This window comes from Streptomyces sp. NPDC037100, from assembly GCF_055606225.1.
The window spans coordinates 378946-396968 of sequence record NZ_JBVJSX010000007.1; the positions used below are offsets into that span (position 1 = coordinate 378946).

14 protein-coding genes and 1 riboswitch are annotated in these 18023 nt (G+C 74.3%); all 14 genes read right to left on the minus strand.

The genetic code is table 11. The annotated features are described in order from the left end of the window. Positions 1 to 67: 67 nt before the first annotated feature. Positions 68 to 1123: an Rv2231c family pyridoxal phosphate-dependent protein CobC gene (gene cobC, locus ACZ7EG_RS24775; RefSeq protein ID WP_471082822.1), complete on the minus strand. Its 1056-nt coding sequence runs from the start codon at positions 1121 to 1123 to the stop codon at positions 68 to 70. Next, positions 1113 to 2042, minus strand: coding sequence for a sirohydrochlorin chelatase (locus ACZ7EG_RS24780; RefSeq protein WP_189589933.1), 930 nt, complete (start codon positions 2040 to 2042; stop codon positions 1113 to 1115). Before ACZ7EG_RS24780 ends, cobC begins: the two co-directional genes overlap by 11 nt. Further along, a complete protein-coding gene (locus tag ACZ7EG_RS24785) occupies positions 2039 to 2626 on the minus strand; it encodes a precorrin-8X methylmutase (RefSeq protein ID WP_471082825.1) in 588 nt (195 codons plus the stop codon). Before ACZ7EG_RS24785 ends, ACZ7EG_RS24780 begins: the two co-directional genes overlap by 4 nt. Continuing rightward, positions 2623 to 4314, minus strand: a complete 1692-nt coding sequence (cobJ, locus tag ACZ7EG_RS24790) for a precorrin-3B C(17)-methyltransferase (protein WP_471082828.1) — start codon at positions 4312 to 4314, stop codon at positions 2623 to 2625. The genes ACZ7EG_RS24785 and cobJ overlap by 4 nt, the downstream gene beginning before the upstream one ends. Beyond that, entirely contained in the window at positions 4311 to 5558 is a 1248-nt protein-coding gene (cbiE, locus tag ACZ7EG_RS24795; RefSeq protein ID WP_471082831.1) for a precorrin-6y C5,15-methyltransferase (decarboxylating) subunit CbiE, read from the minus strand. Before cbiE ends, cobJ begins: the two co-directional genes overlap by 4 nt. Further along, positions 5555 to 6373 carry a precorrin-4 C(11)-methyltransferase gene (cobM, locus tag ACZ7EG_RS24800; RefSeq protein ID WP_391895631.1) on the minus strand — a complete coding sequence of 273 codons (819 nt, stop codon included), beginning with the start codon at positions 6371 to 6373 and terminating at the stop codon, positions 5555 to 5557. Before cobM ends, cbiE begins: the two co-directional genes overlap by 4 nt. Positions 6374 to 6431: 58 nt before the next feature. Beyond that, positions 6432 to 7181 (minus strand): precorrin-2 C(20)-methyltransferase, encoded by a 750-nt coding sequence (gene cobI / locus ACZ7EG_RS24805; RefSeq protein WP_471082834.1) that lies wholly within the window; start codon positions 7179 to 7181, stop codon positions 6432 to 6434. Beyond that, complete coding sequence (locus ACZ7EG_RS24810; RefSeq protein ID WP_471082838.1) at positions 7178 to 8671, minus strand: cobyrinate a,c-diamide synthase; 1494 nt, start codon at positions 8669 to 8671, stop codon at positions 7178 to 7180. The genes cobI and ACZ7EG_RS24810 overlap by 4 nt, the downstream gene beginning before the upstream one ends. Then, entirely contained in the window at positions 8668 to 9267 is a 600-nt protein-coding gene (gene cobO / locus ACZ7EG_RS24815) for a cob(I)yrinic acid a,c-diamide adenosyltransferase (protein WP_471082842.1), read from the minus strand. The genes ACZ7EG_RS24810 and cobO overlap by 4 nt, the downstream gene beginning before the upstream one ends. Beyond that, positions 9267 to 11276: a putative cobaltochelatase gene (locus tag ACZ7EG_RS24820; RefSeq protein WP_471082845.1), complete on the minus strand. Its 2010-nt coding sequence runs from the start codon at positions 11274 to 11276 to the stop codon at positions 9267 to 9269. Before ACZ7EG_RS24820 ends, cobO begins: the two co-directional genes overlap by 1 nt. Continuing rightward, positions 11273 to 14929 carry a cobaltochelatase subunit CobN gene (gene cobN, locus ACZ7EG_RS24825; RefSeq protein ID WP_471082848.1) on the minus strand — a complete coding sequence of 1219 codons (3657 nt, stop codon included), beginning with the start codon at positions 14927 to 14929 and terminating at the stop codon, positions 11273 to 11275. Before cobN ends, ACZ7EG_RS24820 begins: the two co-directional genes overlap by 4 nt. Further along, positions 14926 to 16434 (minus strand): cobyric acid synthase, encoded by a 1509-nt coding sequence (locus tag ACZ7EG_RS24830; protein ID WP_471082851.1) that lies wholly within the window; start codon positions 16432 to 16434, stop codon positions 14926 to 14928. Before ACZ7EG_RS24830 ends, cobN begins: the two co-directional genes overlap by 4 nt. 1 nt (position 16435) lies before the next feature. After that, the gene (locus tag ACZ7EG_RS24835; protein WP_471082854.1) at positions 16436 to 17425 is read right to left on the minus strand and encodes a cobalamin biosynthesis protein; all 990 of its coding nucleotides are present in this window, start codon (positions 17423 to 17425) and stop codon (positions 16436 to 16438) included. A 100-nt stretch (positions 17426 to 17525) separates the two neighbouring features. Then, positions 17526 to 17683: riboswitch (cobalamin riboswitch) on the minus strand. Between the two features lie 112 nt (positions 17684 to 17795). After that, positions 17796 to 18017, minus strand: coding sequence for a hypothetical protein (locus ACZ7EG_RS24840; RefSeq protein WP_175431774.1), 222 nt, complete (start codon positions 18015 to 18017; stop codon positions 17796 to 17798). Positions 18018 to 18023: the final 6 nt, after the last annotated feature.

An 18023-nucleotide genomic window follows, 5' to 3' on the forward strand; every position in this document is an offset into this window, starting at 1 on the left:
TGCCGCGGTGTCGGCCCCGAGGGTGCCGCGGTGTCGGCCCCGAGGGTGTGCCTCCAGAAACCCGGGCTCAGTCCTCCAGCACCCGCTCCAGTGCCTCCAGAAACCCGTCGGTCGTCCTGCGGTCCCGTACCGCGAGCCGCAGCCACTCCTCGTCCAGCCCGGGGAACGTGTCCCCGCGGCGCACGGCCCAGCCGAGGTCGCGCAGGCGCCGGCGGACGGCGGACGCCCGGGGCAGGCGGACCAGGACGAAGGGGCCCTGCGCGGGCCCGGCCACCCGTAGCCCCGCCGGGGCGAAACGGGCCAGGCCGGTCAGCAGATGGGCGCGGTCCGCGGCGATGCGGTGCGCCGCGTGGGCCGCCTCCGCCACAGCCCGCGGACCCACGCACGCCTCGGCCGCGGCCAGCGCCGGTGTGGACACCGGCCACAGCGGCTGTGCCCGCTGGAGCTCCTCGACGGTCTCCGGCGCCGCCAGCACGTATCCGATCCGCAGCCCGGCCAGCCCCCAGGTCTTGGTCAGGCTGCGCAGCACCACAAGGCCCGGCACGTCGACACGGCCCGCCAGGGCCTCGCTCTCGCCCGGCACCGCGTCCATGAACGCCTCGTCCACCACCAGCACCCGCCCGGGCCGGGCGAGTCCGGCGATCGCGTCCGCCGGGTGCAGCACCGACGTGGGGTTCGTCGGGTTGCCGATCACCACGAGGTCCGCGTCCTCGGGGACGGCCGCCGGGTCCAGCCGGAAGCCGTCCGTCTCCCGCAGCAGCACCCGGCCGACCGTGTGCCCCGCGTCCCGCAGCGCCGCCTCCGGCTCCGTGAACTGGGGATGCACGACGACCGGCCGGCGCACCTTCAGCGCCCGCGCCAGCAGCACGAACGCCTCCGCCGCCCCGGCCGTCAGCAGCACCCGCTCCACCGGCAGCCCGTGCCGCGCGGCCACCGCCGCCCGCGCGGCCCGCCCGTCCGGGTAGGCCGCGAGCCCGCCCAGCGACGCGGCGATGTGCTCCCGCAGCCACACCGGAGGCGTGTCCGCGCGGACGTTCACGGCGAGGTCGACGAGCGAGCCGCCGTCGTCCCGGACCTCCGCGTCACCGTGGTGACGCAGATCGTGCCCGCTCTCAGTGCGCATGCGAGTGAGCGCCGTGGTGGTGCCCGTGACCGTGCCCGTGGTGGTGGTCGTCGTCGTCCGGGTGGAAGTGCGGCTGCTGCGGCATGCCCACCTTGTCCTCGAAGCCCGGCAGCGCGATGCGGTACACGCACGAGTCGCAGTTCATCCGCAGGTCGCCCTTGACGGCCTCCTCGTACCGCTCCCACACCAGGTCCAGCAGCTCCGGCTCCGGCCCGATGACGTCGGCCGACAGCACCTCGACCTCCGGGTGCGCGGCCGCCCAGCCCTCCGTCTGGTGCCGCACCCGGTCCGGCAGGATGCCCGTGAACAGGAAGTAGGGCAGGACCACGATCCGCCGCGCGCCCAGCCGCACACAGCGGTCCAGCCCGCTCGGCACGTCCGGCGCCGCCAGCGACACGAACGCCGTCTCGACGCCGGCGTACCCGCGTCCCTCCCACAGCAGCCGGGCCGCCTTGTGCACCTCGGCGTTGGCGTCCGGGTCCGTGGAGCCGCGCCCGACCAGCAGCACCGTCACGTCGGCCCGGTCGCCGGGCGTGCGGCCCGCCGACCCCAGGGCCTCGTCCAGCCGCCGCTCCAGCACGTTCAGCAGTGCCGGGTGCGGACCGAGCGGGCGCCCGTACGTGTACGAGATGCCCGGGTGCCGCTCCTTCTCGCGGGCCAGGGCCGCCGGGATGTCGCCCTTGGCGTGCCCGGCGGACACCAGCATCAGCGGGACGGCGGCGAACCGCCGCACGCCCTGCTCCACCAGCTCGGTGACGGCCTCGCCCAGCGGCGGCGGGGACAGCTCGATGAAGCCGCCCGCGACGGGCAGTTCGGGGTGCCGGGCTCCCAGCCGCCGTACGAAGTCGCGGAACGCCTCGGCTCCGGCGTCGTCCCGGGTGCCGTGGCCGGCGATGAGCAGGGCGGGCGGGGTGGTCACAGTTTCTCCTCGGCGGAAGTGGGGTGGTACAGCAGGGCGTTGAGCGCGGCGGCGGCGACCGCCGACCCGCCCTTCTCGGACACGTTGCTCACGGCGGGCAGTCCGCTCTCGCGCAGCGCGGCCTTCGATTCGACGGCTCCGACGAACCCGACGGGCAGTCCGATGACGAGCGCGGGGTCGGCGTCGAGCGTCAGGAGCTCCTCCAGCGCGGTCGGCGCGTTGCCGATCACCCAGAGGGCGCCGGGGCCGACCTGCTCGTAAGCGAGCCGGATGGCGTGCGCGGACCGGGTCAGACCGGGACCGGACTCGGCGTCCCCGAGGCGGCAGACGGTCTCGCGCCGGGTGATGCCCGCGCCGACCATCGCCACGTCCACGACCACGGGCGCCCCCGCGTGGAGCGCCGCGTGCGCCTTCTCCAGGTCGGTCTCGTCCATGACGAGGTCGGCGGCGTAGTCGAGGTCGGCGGCGGAGTGGACGACCCGCTCCACGACCGCCCGGGTCAGCGGCGGGAAGTGCGAGGTGTCCAGCCGGGCGCGCATGCGCCGGTAGGACTCCACCTCGATGGGATGGACGACGCGGTTCACTCGGCCCCCTCCTGCCCTGTCTGCCAGCGGTAGCCGCGCGGGGTCACCATGCGCCCCGCGATGTCCCGGGTCGCCGTGTTGCCCACGGTCACGACCGTCATCATGTCGACCGTCGCCGGGTCGAGGGCGCCCAGCGTGGTGAGCCGGCTGGACTCGTCCGGACGCGAGGCGTTGCGCACCACACCGACCGGCGTCTGCGGTGTCCGGTGCTCGGCGAGGATGCCCAGCGCCTTGGGGAGCTGCCAGTCGCGGCCGCGGGAACGGGGGTTGTAGAAGGTGACCACGATGTCCGCCTCGGCAGCCGCCCGCACCCGCCGCTCGATGACCTCCCACGGCGTGTGCAGGTCGGACAGGCTGATCGACACGTGGTCGTGGCCCAGCGGGGCGCCCAGGATCGCACCGGCCGCGAGCGCGGCCGTCACGCCGGGCACACCGACCACGTCGATGTCGTCGGAGGCCTCGGCGAGCGCGGGCGAGGCCATGGCGTAGACGCCCGCGTCCCCGCTTCCGATCAGCGCGACGGCCTGCCCCTTGCGGGCCTCCTCGACCGCCGTGCGTGCCCGCTCCTCCTCGGCGCCGAGCCCCGACTCCAGGATCCGGGTGCCGGGCCGCAGCAGATCACGGATCTGGTCGACGTACTGGTCGAGCCCCACCAGCACGGAAGCCCGCCGCAGTTCGGCCTGCGCACGCGGCGTCAGCAGATCCCGCGCGCCGGGCCCGAGCCCGACCACCGCGAGCCGTCCGCGCCCCGGCCGACGTACGACGGCACAGGTCGCCATGGCCGGGCTCGCGGCGGACTTCCGCTTGGGAACGAGGAGTTCGCCCCCGCCGACGAGCGCGGCGGCCTCCGCCACCGACGGGGTGCCCACGGCCGCGAGCGGCGCGTCGGACGGGTTGGGCACGTCGACCCCGGCCAGCTCCTCGGGGGAGTACGTCACCAGCGGCACCCCGAGCCGCCCCGCGGCCTCGACGATGCCGGGCTCACCGGCCTTGGCGTCGACGGTGGCCAGCTCGGCGACGGACGCCTCGGACAGCCCGGCCTCCCGCAGGGCGCCCCGGACCAGCCCGAGGACCTCCTCCACGGGGGCGCCCTTCGACGCCCCGACCCCGACGACCAGGGTCGGCGGACGCAGCACGACCTCGCGGTCGGCCGCCGTCACGAGCCGGTCGGTGAGCCGGATCGTGTACGCCCCCTCCTCCGCCACCGGCAGCGGGGGCAGCGGCCAGGCCACCTCGGCCCGCAGAGCCACCGCCTCACCGTCCAGCAGCGCCCGCGACACCCCGGCCACATCGCCCTCCACGGGCAGCCCGAGAGTGTCCAGGCCCGGCAGGCCCACGGCGTCCGTGGCCGTCGTCACCACCGGTTCGGCACCCAGCAGGTCACCCACCTCGCGGGCCAGTTCGTTGGCTCCGCCCGCGTGCCCGCCCAGCAGGGACACGGCGAACCGCCCGCCCTCGTCGACGCACACCACGCCCGGGTCCTCGGTCTTGCCGGACAGCAGCGGTGCCACCAGCCGCACCACCGCCCCCGTCGCCAGGAAGCACACGAGCTGCTCGCACTGCGCGAACGCGGTCCGTACGGCGTCCCCGACGGGACCTTCGTAGACACGGGTGCGGTCCGGCCACGCGGCGGCCAGCCGGTCCCGCGCAGCCGCTCCCGCCGCCGTGGCGGAAATGAGGCCGATCACTGAGCGACTCCTTCTTCGAATTCTTCGACAGCTGCCGGAGGCCGGACGCCCCACAGCAGGAAAACGGGGTTGGTCGCCGCGAGCCGGGTCACGTCCCCGGGCAGCGGCGCCAGCCGCGACGACTGCAGCAGCACGCCGTCGCAGGAGAGACCGGCGCTCGTCAGGGCCTCGCGTGCGGCCGGCACCCGGTCGAGCGCCGCCATCGCGACGACCACCGCGCGCCGGGCACGCCGCGCGCACGCGGCGACGATGGCGGGCAGTTCACGCCCGCCACCCCCCACGAACACGGCGTCGGGCTCCTCGGCGAGATCCGCCAGCGCGTCCGGTGCCGCGCCCCGCACCACGTTCACGTCGACACCGTGCGCGGCGGCGTTGGCGCGGACCCGCTCCACCCCGTCCGCGGTCTTCTCCACGGCGGTGACGGCCGCACCCAGCCGCGCGCACTCCACGGCCACGGACCCCGAGCCCGCGCCCACGTCCCACACCAGGTCACCGGGGCGCGGTCCCAGCCGGGCCAGGGCCAGCGCCCGCACCTCGAACTTGGTGATCATCGAGTCCCGGTGGGTGAACTCCGCCTCGTCCAGAGCCCAGCCGGCGGGCCGTTCACCGGGCCCCGCGACCGTCCGTACGGGGCCGAGCGCCCGTGCCTCGTCCAGGCACAGCACCACGTTCACCGCCGTGCCCCAGTCCCGGGCGGCGGCCTCGGCGGGCGTCACCCGCTCCACCCGCTCCGCCCGCGAGCCGAGGCCGGAGGCGACGACCAGCACCCGTGCCACGTCCCGCAACGCGGCGCCCAGCTCCGCCGGGCCCGCGCCCGGGCCGGTCAGCACGGCCGTCTTCGCCTGCGCCCGGCACATGTTGACGGCCGTCCGCAGCTGTCGCCCATGGGCGCTCACCACCACGGCGTCGTCCCACGGCAGCCCGATCCGCGCGAACGCGGCGGCGACGGACGACACTCCGGGCCGCACGTCCAGCCGCTCCGGCCCGAACCGCTCGGCCAGCACCCGCACGATCCCGAAGAACCCGGGGTCGCCGGAGGCCAGTACCGCAACGGGACGGTCCTTCGCGACGTACTCGCCGATGGTGTCGAGGGCCGGCGCGAGAGGCCCGAGCACGACCCGCTCCGCGGTCTCGGGCAGCTGTACGGCGTCGAGATGCCGCCGCCCGCCCACGATCAGCTCGGCACCGGCGAGGACGTCGCCGGAAGGCGCCGCCCCCGTCCCCGCGCCGACCACCGTGATCACGTACTCGCCCCCCGCTCGCGCAGCGCCCGGCGGGCCTCCGGGTCGGCCTTGCGGTAGCCGTGGAAGTGACCCGGGTGGTACAGGTGCGAGCGGGTGCCGTGCGCGTCGAGCGCCGGGCCGACCAGGAACAGGGTGTGCTTCCAGAGTTTGTGTTCCTTGACCGTCTCCTCCAGCGTGCCGATCGTGCACTTCACGACCAGCTCCTCCGGCCAGGTCGCCTGGTACGCCACGACGACCGGGGTCGTCGTCGGGTAGCCGCCCTCCAGCAGCTCCCGCACGAGCTGCCCGCTGCGGGCGGCGGAGAGGAACACCGCCATGGTCGTGCCGTGCTTGGCGAACTCCCGGACCTCCTCCCCGGGCGGCATGGGCGTCTTGCCGCCGCCGAGCCGGGTCAGCACGACCGACTGCGCCACCTCCGGGATGGTCAGCTCGCGCTGCGCGAGCGCCGCGACGGCCGAGAAGGAGGACACCCCGGGCACGATCTCGGTCGCGATGCCGATCTCGGCACAGCGGTCGACCTGCTCCTGCGTGCCGCCCCACAGGGCCGGGTCGCCGGAGTGGATCCGGGCGACCTTCAGCCCCTCACCGCGGGCCCGCTCGTACACGGCGACGACGTCCTCCAGGGACATGGTCGCCGAGTCGAGGATCTCCGCGCCCTCGCGGGCGTGCTCCAGGACCTCCTCCTGGACCAGGCTGGCCGCCCAGATCACGACGTCGGCCTCGGCGATGGCGCGCGCGGCGCGGAACGTCAGCAGGTCGGCGGCGCCGGGACCGGCGCCGACGAAGGTCACTTTGCCGGCGGGGGCGTCGGCCATGGGATGGGTCCTCTCGTACAGGGGGTGGAACGGGGGAGGGGCGAGGGGGACGGGCGCGTCAGAGCTTTCCGCCGCGTCCGCCGTCGCGCCGGGCGGGTGCGATGAGCGTCGACAGATAGGGCAGGGGCGTGTCGTCGAGCTCGGCGGCCCGGCGTACGGACTCCTCCGGCAGGCCGAGCGCCGACCCCCACACGGCGTCGCCGAGCCGCCCGGTCTCCCGCAGCGCCTCGGCGACCTCGTGCGCCTGCCGCCCGAACTTGTAGGCGACCACGGTCCCGGGCCCGGCCAGGGCGTCCTTCAGCACGGCCGCCCCGGCGGTGACGGGCACGAGCGTGAGCGGCTCGGTCCCCTCGGTCAGCACGGCACCCGACCGGGCGGCGAGGTCCTGCATGGCGGTGATACCCGGCACCGTCTCGACGACGGTCCCCGGCACGAGCCCGGCGATGGTCTGCGCGAGGTAGGTGAACGTCGAGTACACGTTGGGGTCCCCGATGGTCGCGAAGGCCACCGACGGATGCCGCCGCAGCAACTCGGCGACCCGCTCGCCGGCCGCGTCCCAGGCTGCCTCGCGCCGCTCCCGGTCGCTGCGCTCGTTCAGCGCGAACACGACCCGGACGACCTTCTCCTCGGGCACGTAGTGCAACACGGTCGCCTCGGCCCGCCCGCGCTCCCCGCCGTCCTTCCCGTCGGGCGCGGCCATCACGGGCACCACCACGACCTCGGCTTCCCGCAGGGCGTTGACGCCCTTGACGGTCACCAGTTCCGGATCCCCGGGCCCGACCCCGACTCCGACCAGCCTGCTGCTCATGACGTCCGGCACCTCTCCACGAACCGACGGGCGACACCGGGCTCGGACGCCCAGTGCGTGTGCAGATAGCTCGCGTGCACACCGCGCTGTACAAAACCTTCGACCCGTGGCCGGGGCCCGCGGACCCCCCAGGCGGCTTCCGCCCCCGAGCCGGGCTCCACGACGGTCCGGTGGAACTCGTGCCCCCGCATCCGCGTCCCGGCCGCCGCGAGCACACTGTCGCCCAGGGCCACTGCGTCCCGGTAGCCCAGTGTGAGCCGCTCGGTCATCCGCGCCCGGGCATCCAGCACCCCGCACATCGGCAGCCCGTCCAGCTCCCGGCACAGATACAGCAGCCCGGCGCACTCGGCGGCCACGGGAGCGCCGCTTGCTGCCAGCGCGGCGACGGCCTTGCGCAGGGGTTCGTTGGCGGACAGCTCGGCGGCGTACACCTCGGGGAACCCGCCCCCGATCACCAACCCGGCGGTCCCCTCGGGCAGTTCCTCGTCCCGCAGCGGATCGAAGGTGACGACCTCGGCCCCGGCGGCGGAGAGAAGCTCGGTGTGCTCGGCATAGGAGAACGTGAAGGCGGGCCCACCGGCAACGGCGACGACGGGCGCACGCTGCTCGTCCGGCCGCGCCGGGTCGGCGGGGGTCGCCCGTCGTTCGTCCGACCGGGCCGGGTCGGCGGGGGTTGCCCGTCGTTCGTCCGACCGCGTCGGGTCGGCGGGAGTCGCTCGCCTTTCGTCCGACCGAGTCGGGTGGTGGGCGGGCGAGGCGGGGGTCCAGGGGGCCGAGTCCCCTGGTACGGCACCGGCAGCACGCGCCAGCGCTTCCAACGCCCTCAGATCACAACCGTCCAAGACCTGTGCCGCCATCGCCGCAACCGCCTCCACCGCGGCAGCGTGCCGCTCGGCGACCGGCACCAGCCCCAGGTGCCGCGACGGCGTGTCCACCTGCGCAGCCCGCCGCAACACCCCCAGCACCGGCACCCCGGCCTGCTCCAACGCCTCCCGCAGCAACTCCTCGTGCCGGTCCGAGGCGACCTTGTTCAGGATCACGCCCCCGACCCGCACCTCCGGATCCCAGGAGGCGAACCCGTGTACCAGCGCCGCCACCGAACGGGACTGCGACGACGCGTCCACGACCAGCACCACCGGCGCCCGCAACAGCTTCGCGACATGGGCCGTGGACGCGAGCTCACCCTCGCCCGCGGCCCCGTCGTACAACCCCATCACGCCCTCGACGACGGCGATGTCACACCCTCGTGCCCCGTGCAGGAACAGCGGCCCGACCAGCTCGGGCCCGCACAGGTACGCGTCGAGGTTCCGTCCCACCCGCCCGGTCGCGAGCGCGTGGTACCCGGGGTCGATGTAGTCCGGCCCGACCTTGTGCGGGGACACGGCGAGCCCCCGCGCGGCGAACGCGGCCATCAACCCCGTGGCAACGGTGGTCTTGCCGCTGCCCGAGGAGGGCGCGGCGATGACCAGCCGAGGGACGGAAACACTCACCACTCGATGCCCTTCTGGCCCTTCTGGCCCACGTCCATGGGGTGCTTGACCTTGGACATGTCGGTCACGAGATCGGCGAAGTCGACGAGCTTGTCGGGCGCGTTCCGCCCGGTGATGACGACGTGCTGCGTCCCGGGCCGGTCGCGCAGCACGGAGATCACCTCGTCCGTGTCCACCCACCCCCAGTGCATCGGGTAGGCGAACTCGTCGAGCACGTACAGCTTGTACGTCTCGGCGGCCAGGTCCCGCTTGACCTGTTCCCAGCCCTCCCGGGCCTTCTCCTCGTTGTCCATCTGGGCATCGCGCTGCACCCAGGACCAGCCCTCGCCCATCTTGTGCCAGTCGACGGACCCGCCCTCACCGCTGGCGCCCAGCACCCGCAGCGCGTTCTCCTCGCCGACCTTCCACTTCGCCGACTTGACGAACTGGAACACCCCGATCGGCCACCCCTGGTTCCAGGCCCGCAGCGCGAGCCCGAAGGCGGCGGTGGACTTGCCCTTGCCGACGCCCGTGTGGACGACGACCAGCGGCCGGTTCCGCCGCTGGCGGGTCGTCAGTCCGTCGTCCGGCACCACACTCGGCTGTCCCTGCGGCATTACGCGGCCCTCCTCTGCACGTCCTTCACGAGCCCGGCGATGCTGTCCGCGCGCAGCTCGTCCAATGTCACCGCCGTACCGCCCAGCTCACCCGCGAGCTGCCCGGCCAGCCCCAGCCGCACCGGCCCCGACTCGCAGTCCACGACGACCGAGGCGACCCCGTCGGCGGCGAACAGCCGGGCCGCACGCCCGGCCAGGGCGACCGGCTCCGGGCCGCCGGTGGCGCGCCCGTCCGTCACCAGCACGACCAGCGGCCGCCGCGCCGGATCGCGCAGCCGCTCCACGCGCAGCACGTCATGCGCGCGTAGCAGCCCCGCCGCGAGCGGCGTACGCCCGCCCGTCGGCAGCGTCTCCAGCCGGGCCGCCGCCGCGTCCACCGACGAGGTCGGCGGCAGCGCGACGTCCGCCTCCGTACCGCGGAAGGTCACCAGGCCCACCTTGTCGCGCCGCTGGTAGGCGTCCAGCAGCAGCGACAGCACGGCGCCCTTCACGGCGCTCATCCGCTGCCGTGCCGCCATCGAACCGGAGGCGTCCACGACGAACAGCACGAGATTGCCCTCGCGCCCCTCGCGGGTGGCCTGCCGCAGGTCGTCCCGGCGCACGACCAGGCCCGGCCCGGACCGTCCGCGCGCCCGCTGGTGCGGCGCCGCCGCCTGCACGGTCGCCGCCAGGTGCAGCTTGGTGAGCGCGCCCCGCGGCCGCCGGGCCCCGGTCGTCCGCCCGTGCTCGGTCCGTGCCCGGGACCGCCGCCCGGCGGCGCCCTCGCCGATCCCGGGCACGCTCAGCACCTTGGTGCGAAACGGCTCGGAAGCCCGTACGGCCGACTGCTCACCGGCCCCCGAGGGCTGCGGCTGCCCGTTCTCGCCGGCCTCGGGCCGGGCCGCGGTGTCGTCGCCGCCCTGGGGCGCGTCGTCGGGCTCCGGCTGTCCGCCGCCTCCGCCGCCGCCTCCGCCGGGCCCGTCCGGCCCGGGGTCCGGGTCCGGATCGTCGTCGTCCGAGCCGCCGAACTCCTCCAGGGTCTCGTCGAGCTTGTCCTCGTCGAGCCCCGGCGCGTCGAAGGGGTTGCGCCGCCGCCGGTGCGGCAGCGCGAGCAGCGCCGCCTGCCGGACGTCCTCCGCGAGCACGTCCGTACGCCCGGCCCAGGCCGCCAGCGCCGTGGCGGTCCGCGCCATCACGATGTCCGCGCGCATGCCGTCCACCTCGAAGGCCGCGCAGGTCGCCGCGATCTGCCGCAGCGCCCCGTCGCCCAGCCGCACGGAGGGAAGCAGCTCCCGCGCCGCGACGATCCGCGCCCGTACGGCGGCCTCCTCCTCGGCCCAGCGCGCGGCGAAGGCGGCCGGGTCGTCGTCGTAGGCGAGGCGCCGCCGGACGACCTCCACCCGCTGGTCCGGCTCCCGGGAGGCCGCGACCTCCACGGTCAGCCCGAACCGGTCGAGCAACTGCGGCCGCAGCTCGCCCTCTTCGGGGTTCATGGTGCCGACGAGCAGGAAGCGGGCGGCGTGCCGCACGGAGACGCCCTCGCGCTCGACGTAGGAGGCGCCCATCGCGGCGGCGTCCAGCAGCAGGTCGACCAGGTGGTCGTGGAGGAGGTTCACCTCGTCGACGTAGAGGATCCCGCGGTGCGCGTCGGCCAGCAGGCCCGGCTCGAAGGCCTTCACGCCCTCGGACAGGGCCCGCTCGATGTCCAGCGCGCCCACCAGCCGGTCCTCGGAGGCGCCGACGGGCAGTTCGACCATGCGCGCGGCCCGGGTCTCGAACGCCCCCGGCTCGTGCGGCCCGTCCGGGCAGCCGGGGTCGGGGGAGCCGGGGTCGCAGGAGAAGCGGCAGCCGGAGACGACGTCCAGCGTGGGCATGAGCGCCGACAGCGCCCGCACGGCCGTCGACTTGGCCGTGCCCTTCTCGCCGCGCACCAGCACACCGCCGACCGCCGGGGACACCGCGTTCAGCAGCAGCGCGAGCCGCAGGTCGTCCTGGCCGACGACGGCCGTGAACGGAAAGGGGGTGGTCACTTCTCGTCGCCCTCCAAGTCGCCTTCGAGTTCCAGGTAGGTGGCGCGCAGCCGCTCCAGCGTCTCCGCGTCGGGCTCGGCCCACAGTCCGCGGTCGGCGGCCTCCAGCAGCCGCTCGGTGATGCCGCGCAGCGCCCAGGGGTTGGACTTCTTCATGAAGTCCCGGTTCTCCGGGTCGAAGACGTACTCGGCGCTGAGCTTCTCGTACATCCAGTCGTCCACGACCCCGGCCGTGGCGTCGTACCCGAACAGGTAGTCCACGGTCGCCGCCATCTCGAAGGCGCCCTTGTAGCCGTGGCGCCGCATGGCCGCCATCCAGCGCGGGTTGACCACCCGGGCGCGGAAGACGCGGTGCGTCTCCTCGCCGAGCGTGCGGGTCTTCACCTGGTCCGGGGTGGCCGAGTCACCGACGTACGCCTCGGGGCTCGCGCCCGTCAGGTGCCGCACCATGGCGACCATGCCGCCGTGGTACTGGAAGTAGTCGTCGGCGTCGACCAGGTCGTGCTCGCGGGTGTCGACGTTCTTCGCGGCGACGGCGATCCGCTTGAACGCCGTCTCCATGTCCCCGCGCGCGGCCCGGCCGTCGAGCCCGCGGCCGTAGGCGTAGCCGCCCCACACCGCGTACACCTCGGCGAGGTCCGCGTCGGAGCGCCAGTTGCGGGCGTCGATCAGCGGCAGCAGACCGGCCCCGTACGCCCCCGGCTTGGAGCCGAAGATGCGGGCCGTGGCGCGGCGGCGGTCGCCGTGCTCGGCGGTGTCCTGGTCGGCGTGCGCCCGGACGTAGTTGGACTCGGCGGGCTCGTCCAGCTCGGCGACCGTGCGGACGGCGTCGTCGATCAGGCCCACCACGTGCGGGAACGCGTCCCGGAAGAAGCCCGAGATGCGGACCGTCACATCGATGCGCGGCCGGCCGAGCTCCGCCAGGGGCACCACCTCGAAGCCGGTCACGCGCCGCGAGGCGTCGTCCCACACAGGCCGGCAGCCCAGCAGCGCCAGGATCTCGGCGATGTCGTCGCCCTGGGTGCGCATCGCCGAGGTGCCCCACACCGTCAGGCCGACGGACGTCGGGTACTCACCGGTGTCCTGCAGATACCGCTGCACCAGCGAGTCCGCGAGCGACTGCCCGACCTCCCAGCTCAGCCGGGACGGAATGGCCTTGGGGTCGACGGAGTAGAAGTTGCGGCCCGTCGGCAGGACGTTGACCAGCCCGCGGGTCGGCGAACCGGACGGGCCGGCCGGGACGTAACCGCCCCGCAGCGCCCGCAGGATGTGCCCGATCTCGTCGGTGGTCTTCTCCAGCCGGGGCACGACCTCGGTGCAGGCGAACTCCAGCACGGCGACGGCCTCGGGCAGTTCGGTGCCGAGGACCTCCCGGACCAGCGGCGCGCTCCCGTCGACCGCCCAGCCGCGCTCCTCCATGCCCTCCGCGATCCGCCGGCACAGCTGCTCCAGCAGGTCGATCGCGTCGGCGGCGCTGCGGGACGGGCCCTCGACCAGGTCCGTCAGTTCGACGGGCACCTTCACCGGGGCGCCCGGCTCGGCCAGCAACTCCTTCTCCACCAGCCCGAAGTGCTCCGCCAGCGAGGCCCGCAGCCCCGGCAGCGCGTTGGCCTGTCCGCCCCACACCTGCGAGGCGCGCAGCACGGCCAGCACGAGGTTGACGCGCGGCTCGCCGACCGGCCCGCCGCCCAGGATGTGCAGGCCGTCACGGATCTGCACGTCCTTGATCTCGCACAGATAGCCGTCGATGTGCATGACGAACTCGTCGAACTCCTCGTCGTCCGGCTGCTCGTCGACGTGCAGGTCGTGGTGGAGTTCGGCCGCCTTGACCAGCGTCCAGATCTGGGCGCGCACGGTCGGGGCCTTCGTCGGGTCCAGGTCCGAGACCAGCGCGTACTCGTCGAGGAGCTGCTCCAGCTTGGCCAGGTCGCCGTAGGTGTCGGCGCGGGCCATCGGCGGCACGAGGTGGTCGACGACCGTGGCGTGCCCGCGGCGCTTGGCCTGGGTGCCCTCGCCCGGGTCGTTGACGATGAACGGGTAGATCAGCGGCAGGTCCCCGAGGACCGCGTCCGGGGCGCAGCCGCCGCTGAGCCCGAGGCCCTTGCCGGGCAGCCACTCCATCGTGCCGTGCTTGCCCATGTGGACGATGGCGTCCGCGCCGAAGCTGTTCTCCAGCCACCGGTAGGCCGCCATGTAGTGGTGGGACGGCGGCATGTCCGGGTCGTGGTAGATCGCGATCGGGTTCTCACCGAAACCGCGCGGCGGCTGGATCATCACGACGACGTTCCCGAACTGCAGGGACGCCAGCACGATGTCGTCGCCGTCGACGTAGAGACTGCCGGGCGGCTCGCCCCACGCCTCGGTCATGGCGTCCTTCAGCTCCGGGTCGAGCTTCTCGAACCACGCCCGGTAGTCGGCCAGCGGCACCCGCGCGGGCGCGGCGGCCAGCTGCTCCTCCGTCAGCCACTCCACGTCGTGCCCGCCGGCGTTGATGAGCCGGTGGATCAGCTCGTCACCCTCGTCCGGATGCCCCTCGACGACGTACCCGGCGTCCCGCAGCGCGTCCAGCACCCGCACCGCCGAGGCCGGGGTGTCCAGCCCGACCGCGTTGCCGACCCGCGAGTGCTTGGTCGGGTAGGCGGTGAAGACCAGCGCGAGCTTCTTCTCGGCGTTCTCCTTGTGCCGCAGTCGCGCGTGCCGTACGGCGATGCCGGCGACGCGCCCCGCACGCTCCGGGTCCGCGACGTAGACGGGCACGTCGTCCGGGCCCTGCTCCTTGAAGGAGAACGGCACGGTGATCAGCCGCCCGTCGAACTCCGGGATGGCCACCTGCATCGCGGCGTCCATGGGGGAGAGGGCGGCGTCGGAGTCCGCCCAGGCCTGCCGCGAGGACGTCAGGCACAGGCCCTGCAGCACCGGGATGTCCAGCTCGGCGAGGGCGCCGATGTCCCAGGCCTCCTCGTCGCCGCCCGCCGAGGCCTGCGAGGCGTGGGTGCCGCCGGCGGCGAGCACGGTGGCGACCAGGGTGTCCGCCTGCCCGAGGATCTCGTAGAGCCCCTCGTCCGCCCCGCGCAGCGAACCGCAGTACACGGGCAGCGCGTTGGCACCGCGCGCCTCGATCGCGTCGCACAGGGTGTCGACGAAGGCGGTGTTGCCGCTCAGCTCGTGGGCCCGGTAGAAGAGCACGCCGACGGTCGGACGGCCCGGCACGAGCTCACGCTCGCCGTGGACGCCGTACTCCGGCATCTTCCGCGGCTCGACGAACCCCTCGCCCGTCAGCAGCACGGTGTCGGAGAGGAACCGGGCGAGTTCGGTGAGGTTGTCCGGCCCGCCCTCCACGAGGTACCTCAGCGCCTCCGCGACGACACCGGCCGGTACGGACGACTCGGCCATCAGCTCCGCGTCCGGCACGGCCTCGCCGCCGAGCAGCACGGTGGGGATGCCGGAGGCCTTCAGCGCGGCGAGCCCGTCCTCCCAGGCCCGCTTGCCGCCGAGCAGCCGGACGACGGCGATGCCCGCCCCGTCCAGCAGGGCAGGTAGCTCCTCCCGGACGTCCACGCGGGTGGGGTTGCCGATCCGGTAGTCGGCACCGGAGGCGGCTCGGGCCGCCAGCAGGTCCGTGTCGGCGGTCGACAACAACAACACAGTGCTCATGCGGGTGCTCCCGGTGGAATGAAGGGCAGTCCTTGCGGCGCGCCGGACTCGATGAGCCGCCACAGCGCGTCCGTGTCCGCGTGCTGTTCGATCAGGTCGCCGAGCCGGTCGAGCTGCTCCTCGCGCAGCGCGGCGAACGAGGTGTCCGGCGCGGGCACGAAACGGCGGCCCGCGGCGGCCGCCACCTCGCGCAGAAAGGCCCGCCGGAAGCCGTCCGACTCCAGCGAGCCGTGCCAGTGCGTGCCCCAGGTCTGGCCGACCCGGCAGCCGTCCAGGAACGGAGTCCCTGCCGTGACGTCGGCGACCCCGTGGTGGATCTCGTAGCCCTCGACCTGCTCCCCGAGGGCCTCCCCGGACGGCCGGGTGAGGGTCTTCTCGCGGGCGAACCGCACCCGCACGGGCAGGATTCCGAGCCCGTCGACGTGACCCCGGCGGCTCTCGACGTCGTCCTCGATGTGTTCGCCGAGGATCTGGAAACCGCCGCAGATGCCGAGCACGGGCCGCTGGTCGGCGGCCCTGCGGACCAGGGCCTCGGCGAGTCCGCGCTCCCGCAGCCACTCCAGCGCCCGGACCGTCCCGCGGGTGCCGGGCACGATGACGAGGTCGGCGTCGGACAGTTCCTCCGGCCGGTCCACGAACCGCACCACGACGCCCGGTTCGGCGGCCAGCGCGTCCACGTCGGTGAAGTTGGACATGAGCGGCACGGCACAGACCGCGACGCGCAGCACGTCCTCGCCGACGGGCGGGGCGACGACGGACTCCCGCACGGCCCCCCGCAGGGAGACCCTGAGCCCGTCCTCCTCGTCGATCCCGAGCCCGTGCCGGAACGGCAGCACGCCGTACGTCCGCCGCCCGGTGAGCCCGTGCAGCATGTCCAGGCCCGGCTCCAGCAGGGAGACGTCCCCGCGGAACTTGTTGACGAGGAACCCGGCGACACACTCCTGGTCCTCGGGCGACAGCAGCGCCACCGTCCCGAAGAACGAGGCGAACACACCGCCCCGGTCGATGTCGCCGACGACGAGTACGGGCAGCCCGGCGTTCCGGGCGATCCCCATGTTCACGATGTCCGTCCGCCGCAGATTGATCTCGGCGGGAGAACCGGCCCCCTCACAGATCACCGCGTCATACGTGCCCCGCAACTGCTCCAGGCAGTCCAGCACCGTACCGAGCAACCGCTGTTGCCGGCCGCCGTGGTAGCCGCGCGCACTCATCTCCCCGACCGGCTTGCCCAGCAGCACGACCTGACTGCTCTGCTCGCCGCCGGGCTTGAGCAGCACCGGATTCATCAGCGCGGTCGGCTCGATGCGGCAGGCCTGGGCTTGCATGGCCTGCGCCCGCCCGATCTCGGCCCCCTCCGTCGTCACGAAGGAGTTCAGGGACATGTTCTGCGCCTTGAAGGGCGCGACCTTGACGCCCTGGCGCACCAGCCACCGGCAGATCCCGGCGGTCACGACGCTCTTGCCGGCGTCGGAGGTGGTACCGGCGACGAGAAGCCCACCGCTCATGTCATTTCCCCCTCTTCGGCGACCGCGCGCCCTTGAGCGACGGCGCACTGCTGAGCACCCGCGCACTTGTGAGCAACCGCGCCCCGGCGCACACCCCGAGCGCGAGCCAGGTGACGCGCTTCGACAGCCGCACGGCGCGTTCGACGTCGTGCGTGCCCACGGCACGCCCCTGCGTGTTCAGCACGGGCCGGTGCTCCACCCGCCCGCCGTAGGAGAGCGTCCCGCCGAGCCGCACCCCGAGCGCCCCCGCGAACGAGGCCTCCACGGGCCCGGCGTTGGGGCTCGGATGCTTGGCCGCATCGGCCCGCCAGGCCCGCACGGCCCCCCGCGGATCCGGCCCGGCCAGGGTGGAGAGTACGGCGGTCAGCCGCGCTCCCGGCCACCCGGCGAGGTCGTCCAGCCGCGCGGAAGCCCACCCGTAGCGGCGGTAGCGGGCCGACTTGTGCCCGACCATGGCGTCCAGGGTGTTGACGGCCCGGAACCCGAGCAGCCCCGGCACCCCTGCGACGGCCCCCCACACGAGCGCCCCCACCACCGCGTCGGAGGTGTTCTCGGCGACGGACTCGACCACGGCCCGGGCCATGCCGTCGGCATCAAGGGCCTGCGGGTCCCGCCCGCACAGATGAGGCAGCCGCGCCCGGGCCGCCTCGACGTCCCCGGCCTCCAGAGCGCGCCCGATGGTCCGCGCCTCCCGGGCGAGTGAAGTCCCCCCGACGACGGCCCAGGTGGCGGCTCCGGTCAGTGCGACGGCCGCGACGGGGGACGTCCGCACGGCACGCGCGGCGACGGACCCGAGGGCGACGGCCCCTCCGGCACACACGGCGGTGTGCAGCGCGCCCCACCCGCGGTGGTCCCGCCACAGCACTCGTTCCACGGCACCCGCGGCCCGTCCGAACGCGGCGACCGGATGCCCCCGGCGAGGATCACCGAGCAGCAGGTCACCGATCAGACCGGCGGCGGCGCCGTACGCGAAGACGCGACCGGCACCCATGGGCTCAGCCGGCCAGGAGGGCGGGCAGGGGTGGGGTGGTGAACCTCGATCGGCAGCCGCGCATGGCGATATGTGTCCTCACTCAGGGTGTCCACGCCCTGGTTCGACGAGACCGGCGGTGAGAGTTCCTGGCTCCCGGGGATTGCTACCCCGGTGACAGTGGCGGGACCGCGCCGGACTCGCACCGGCTTCCTCTCCTGCCGCCGTACTGGCCCCGGCAGTCCACCATGGCCGGGAACCGCCGTCAACTTGCCGTTGACCTGCGGGGGGAGAGTGTGGAGAACCCCACATCGCCCCTGCCCCCACACGACGACCGGGCGGCACGGGACCCGAAGTCCCGTGCCGCCCGGCGGACACGACGTGCGGTCGGTCAGGCCACGATCAGATAGATCCCGTACCCCACGGCCGCCGCACACGCCGCGAAGCACGCGTACGCGCCGGTGACCGCGAGGCTCGCGGATCCGCCCTCCGCCACCGCCCGCTCGCGGCGCGACAGGCCGGTGATGCCGAGGGTGAACAGGCCGACGAGGGCCACGGTGACCACGAGGCTGACGCCGAAGACGGAGCCGAGGGCCGCCCAGTCGATCTTCATATCGGA

What these genes read in the sequence shown, in the direction of transcription:
- cobC (WP_471082822.1), bottom strand. Translation starts at nt 1,123, where the DNA reads ATGCGCACTGAGAGCGGGCACGATCTGCGTCACCACGGTGACGCGGAG.
- cobM (WP_391895631.1), bottom strand. Translation starts at nt 6,373, where the DNA reads ATGGCCGACGCCCCCGCCGGCAAAGTGACCTTCGTCGGCGCCGGTCCC.
- cobI (WP_471082834.1), bottom strand. Translation starts at nt 7,181, where the DNA reads ATGAGCAGCAGGCTGGTCGGAGTCGGGGTCGGGCCCGGGGATCCGGAA.
- cobO (WP_471082842.1), bottom strand. Translation starts at nt 9,267, where the DNA reads ATGCCGCAGGGACAGCCGAGTGTGGTGCCGGACGACGGACTGACGACC.
- cobN (WP_471082848.1), bottom strand. Translation starts at nt 14,929, where the DNA reads ATGAGCACTGTGTTGTTGTTGTCGACCGCCGACACGGACCTGCTGGCG.
- ACZ7EG_RS24830 (WP_471082851.1), bottom strand. Translation starts at nt 16,434, where the DNA reads ATGAGCGGTGGGCTTCTCGTCGCCGGTACCACCTCCGACGCCGGCAAG.
- ACZ7EG_RS24835 (WP_471082854.1), bottom strand. Translation starts at nt 17,425, where the DNA reads ATGGGTGCCGGTCGCGTCTTCGCGTACGGCGCCGCCGCCGGTCTGATC.
- ACZ7EG_RS24840 (WP_175431774.1), bottom strand. Translation starts at nt 18,017, where the DNA reads ATGAAGATCGACTGGGCGGCCCTCGGCTCCGTCTTCGGCGTCAGCCTC.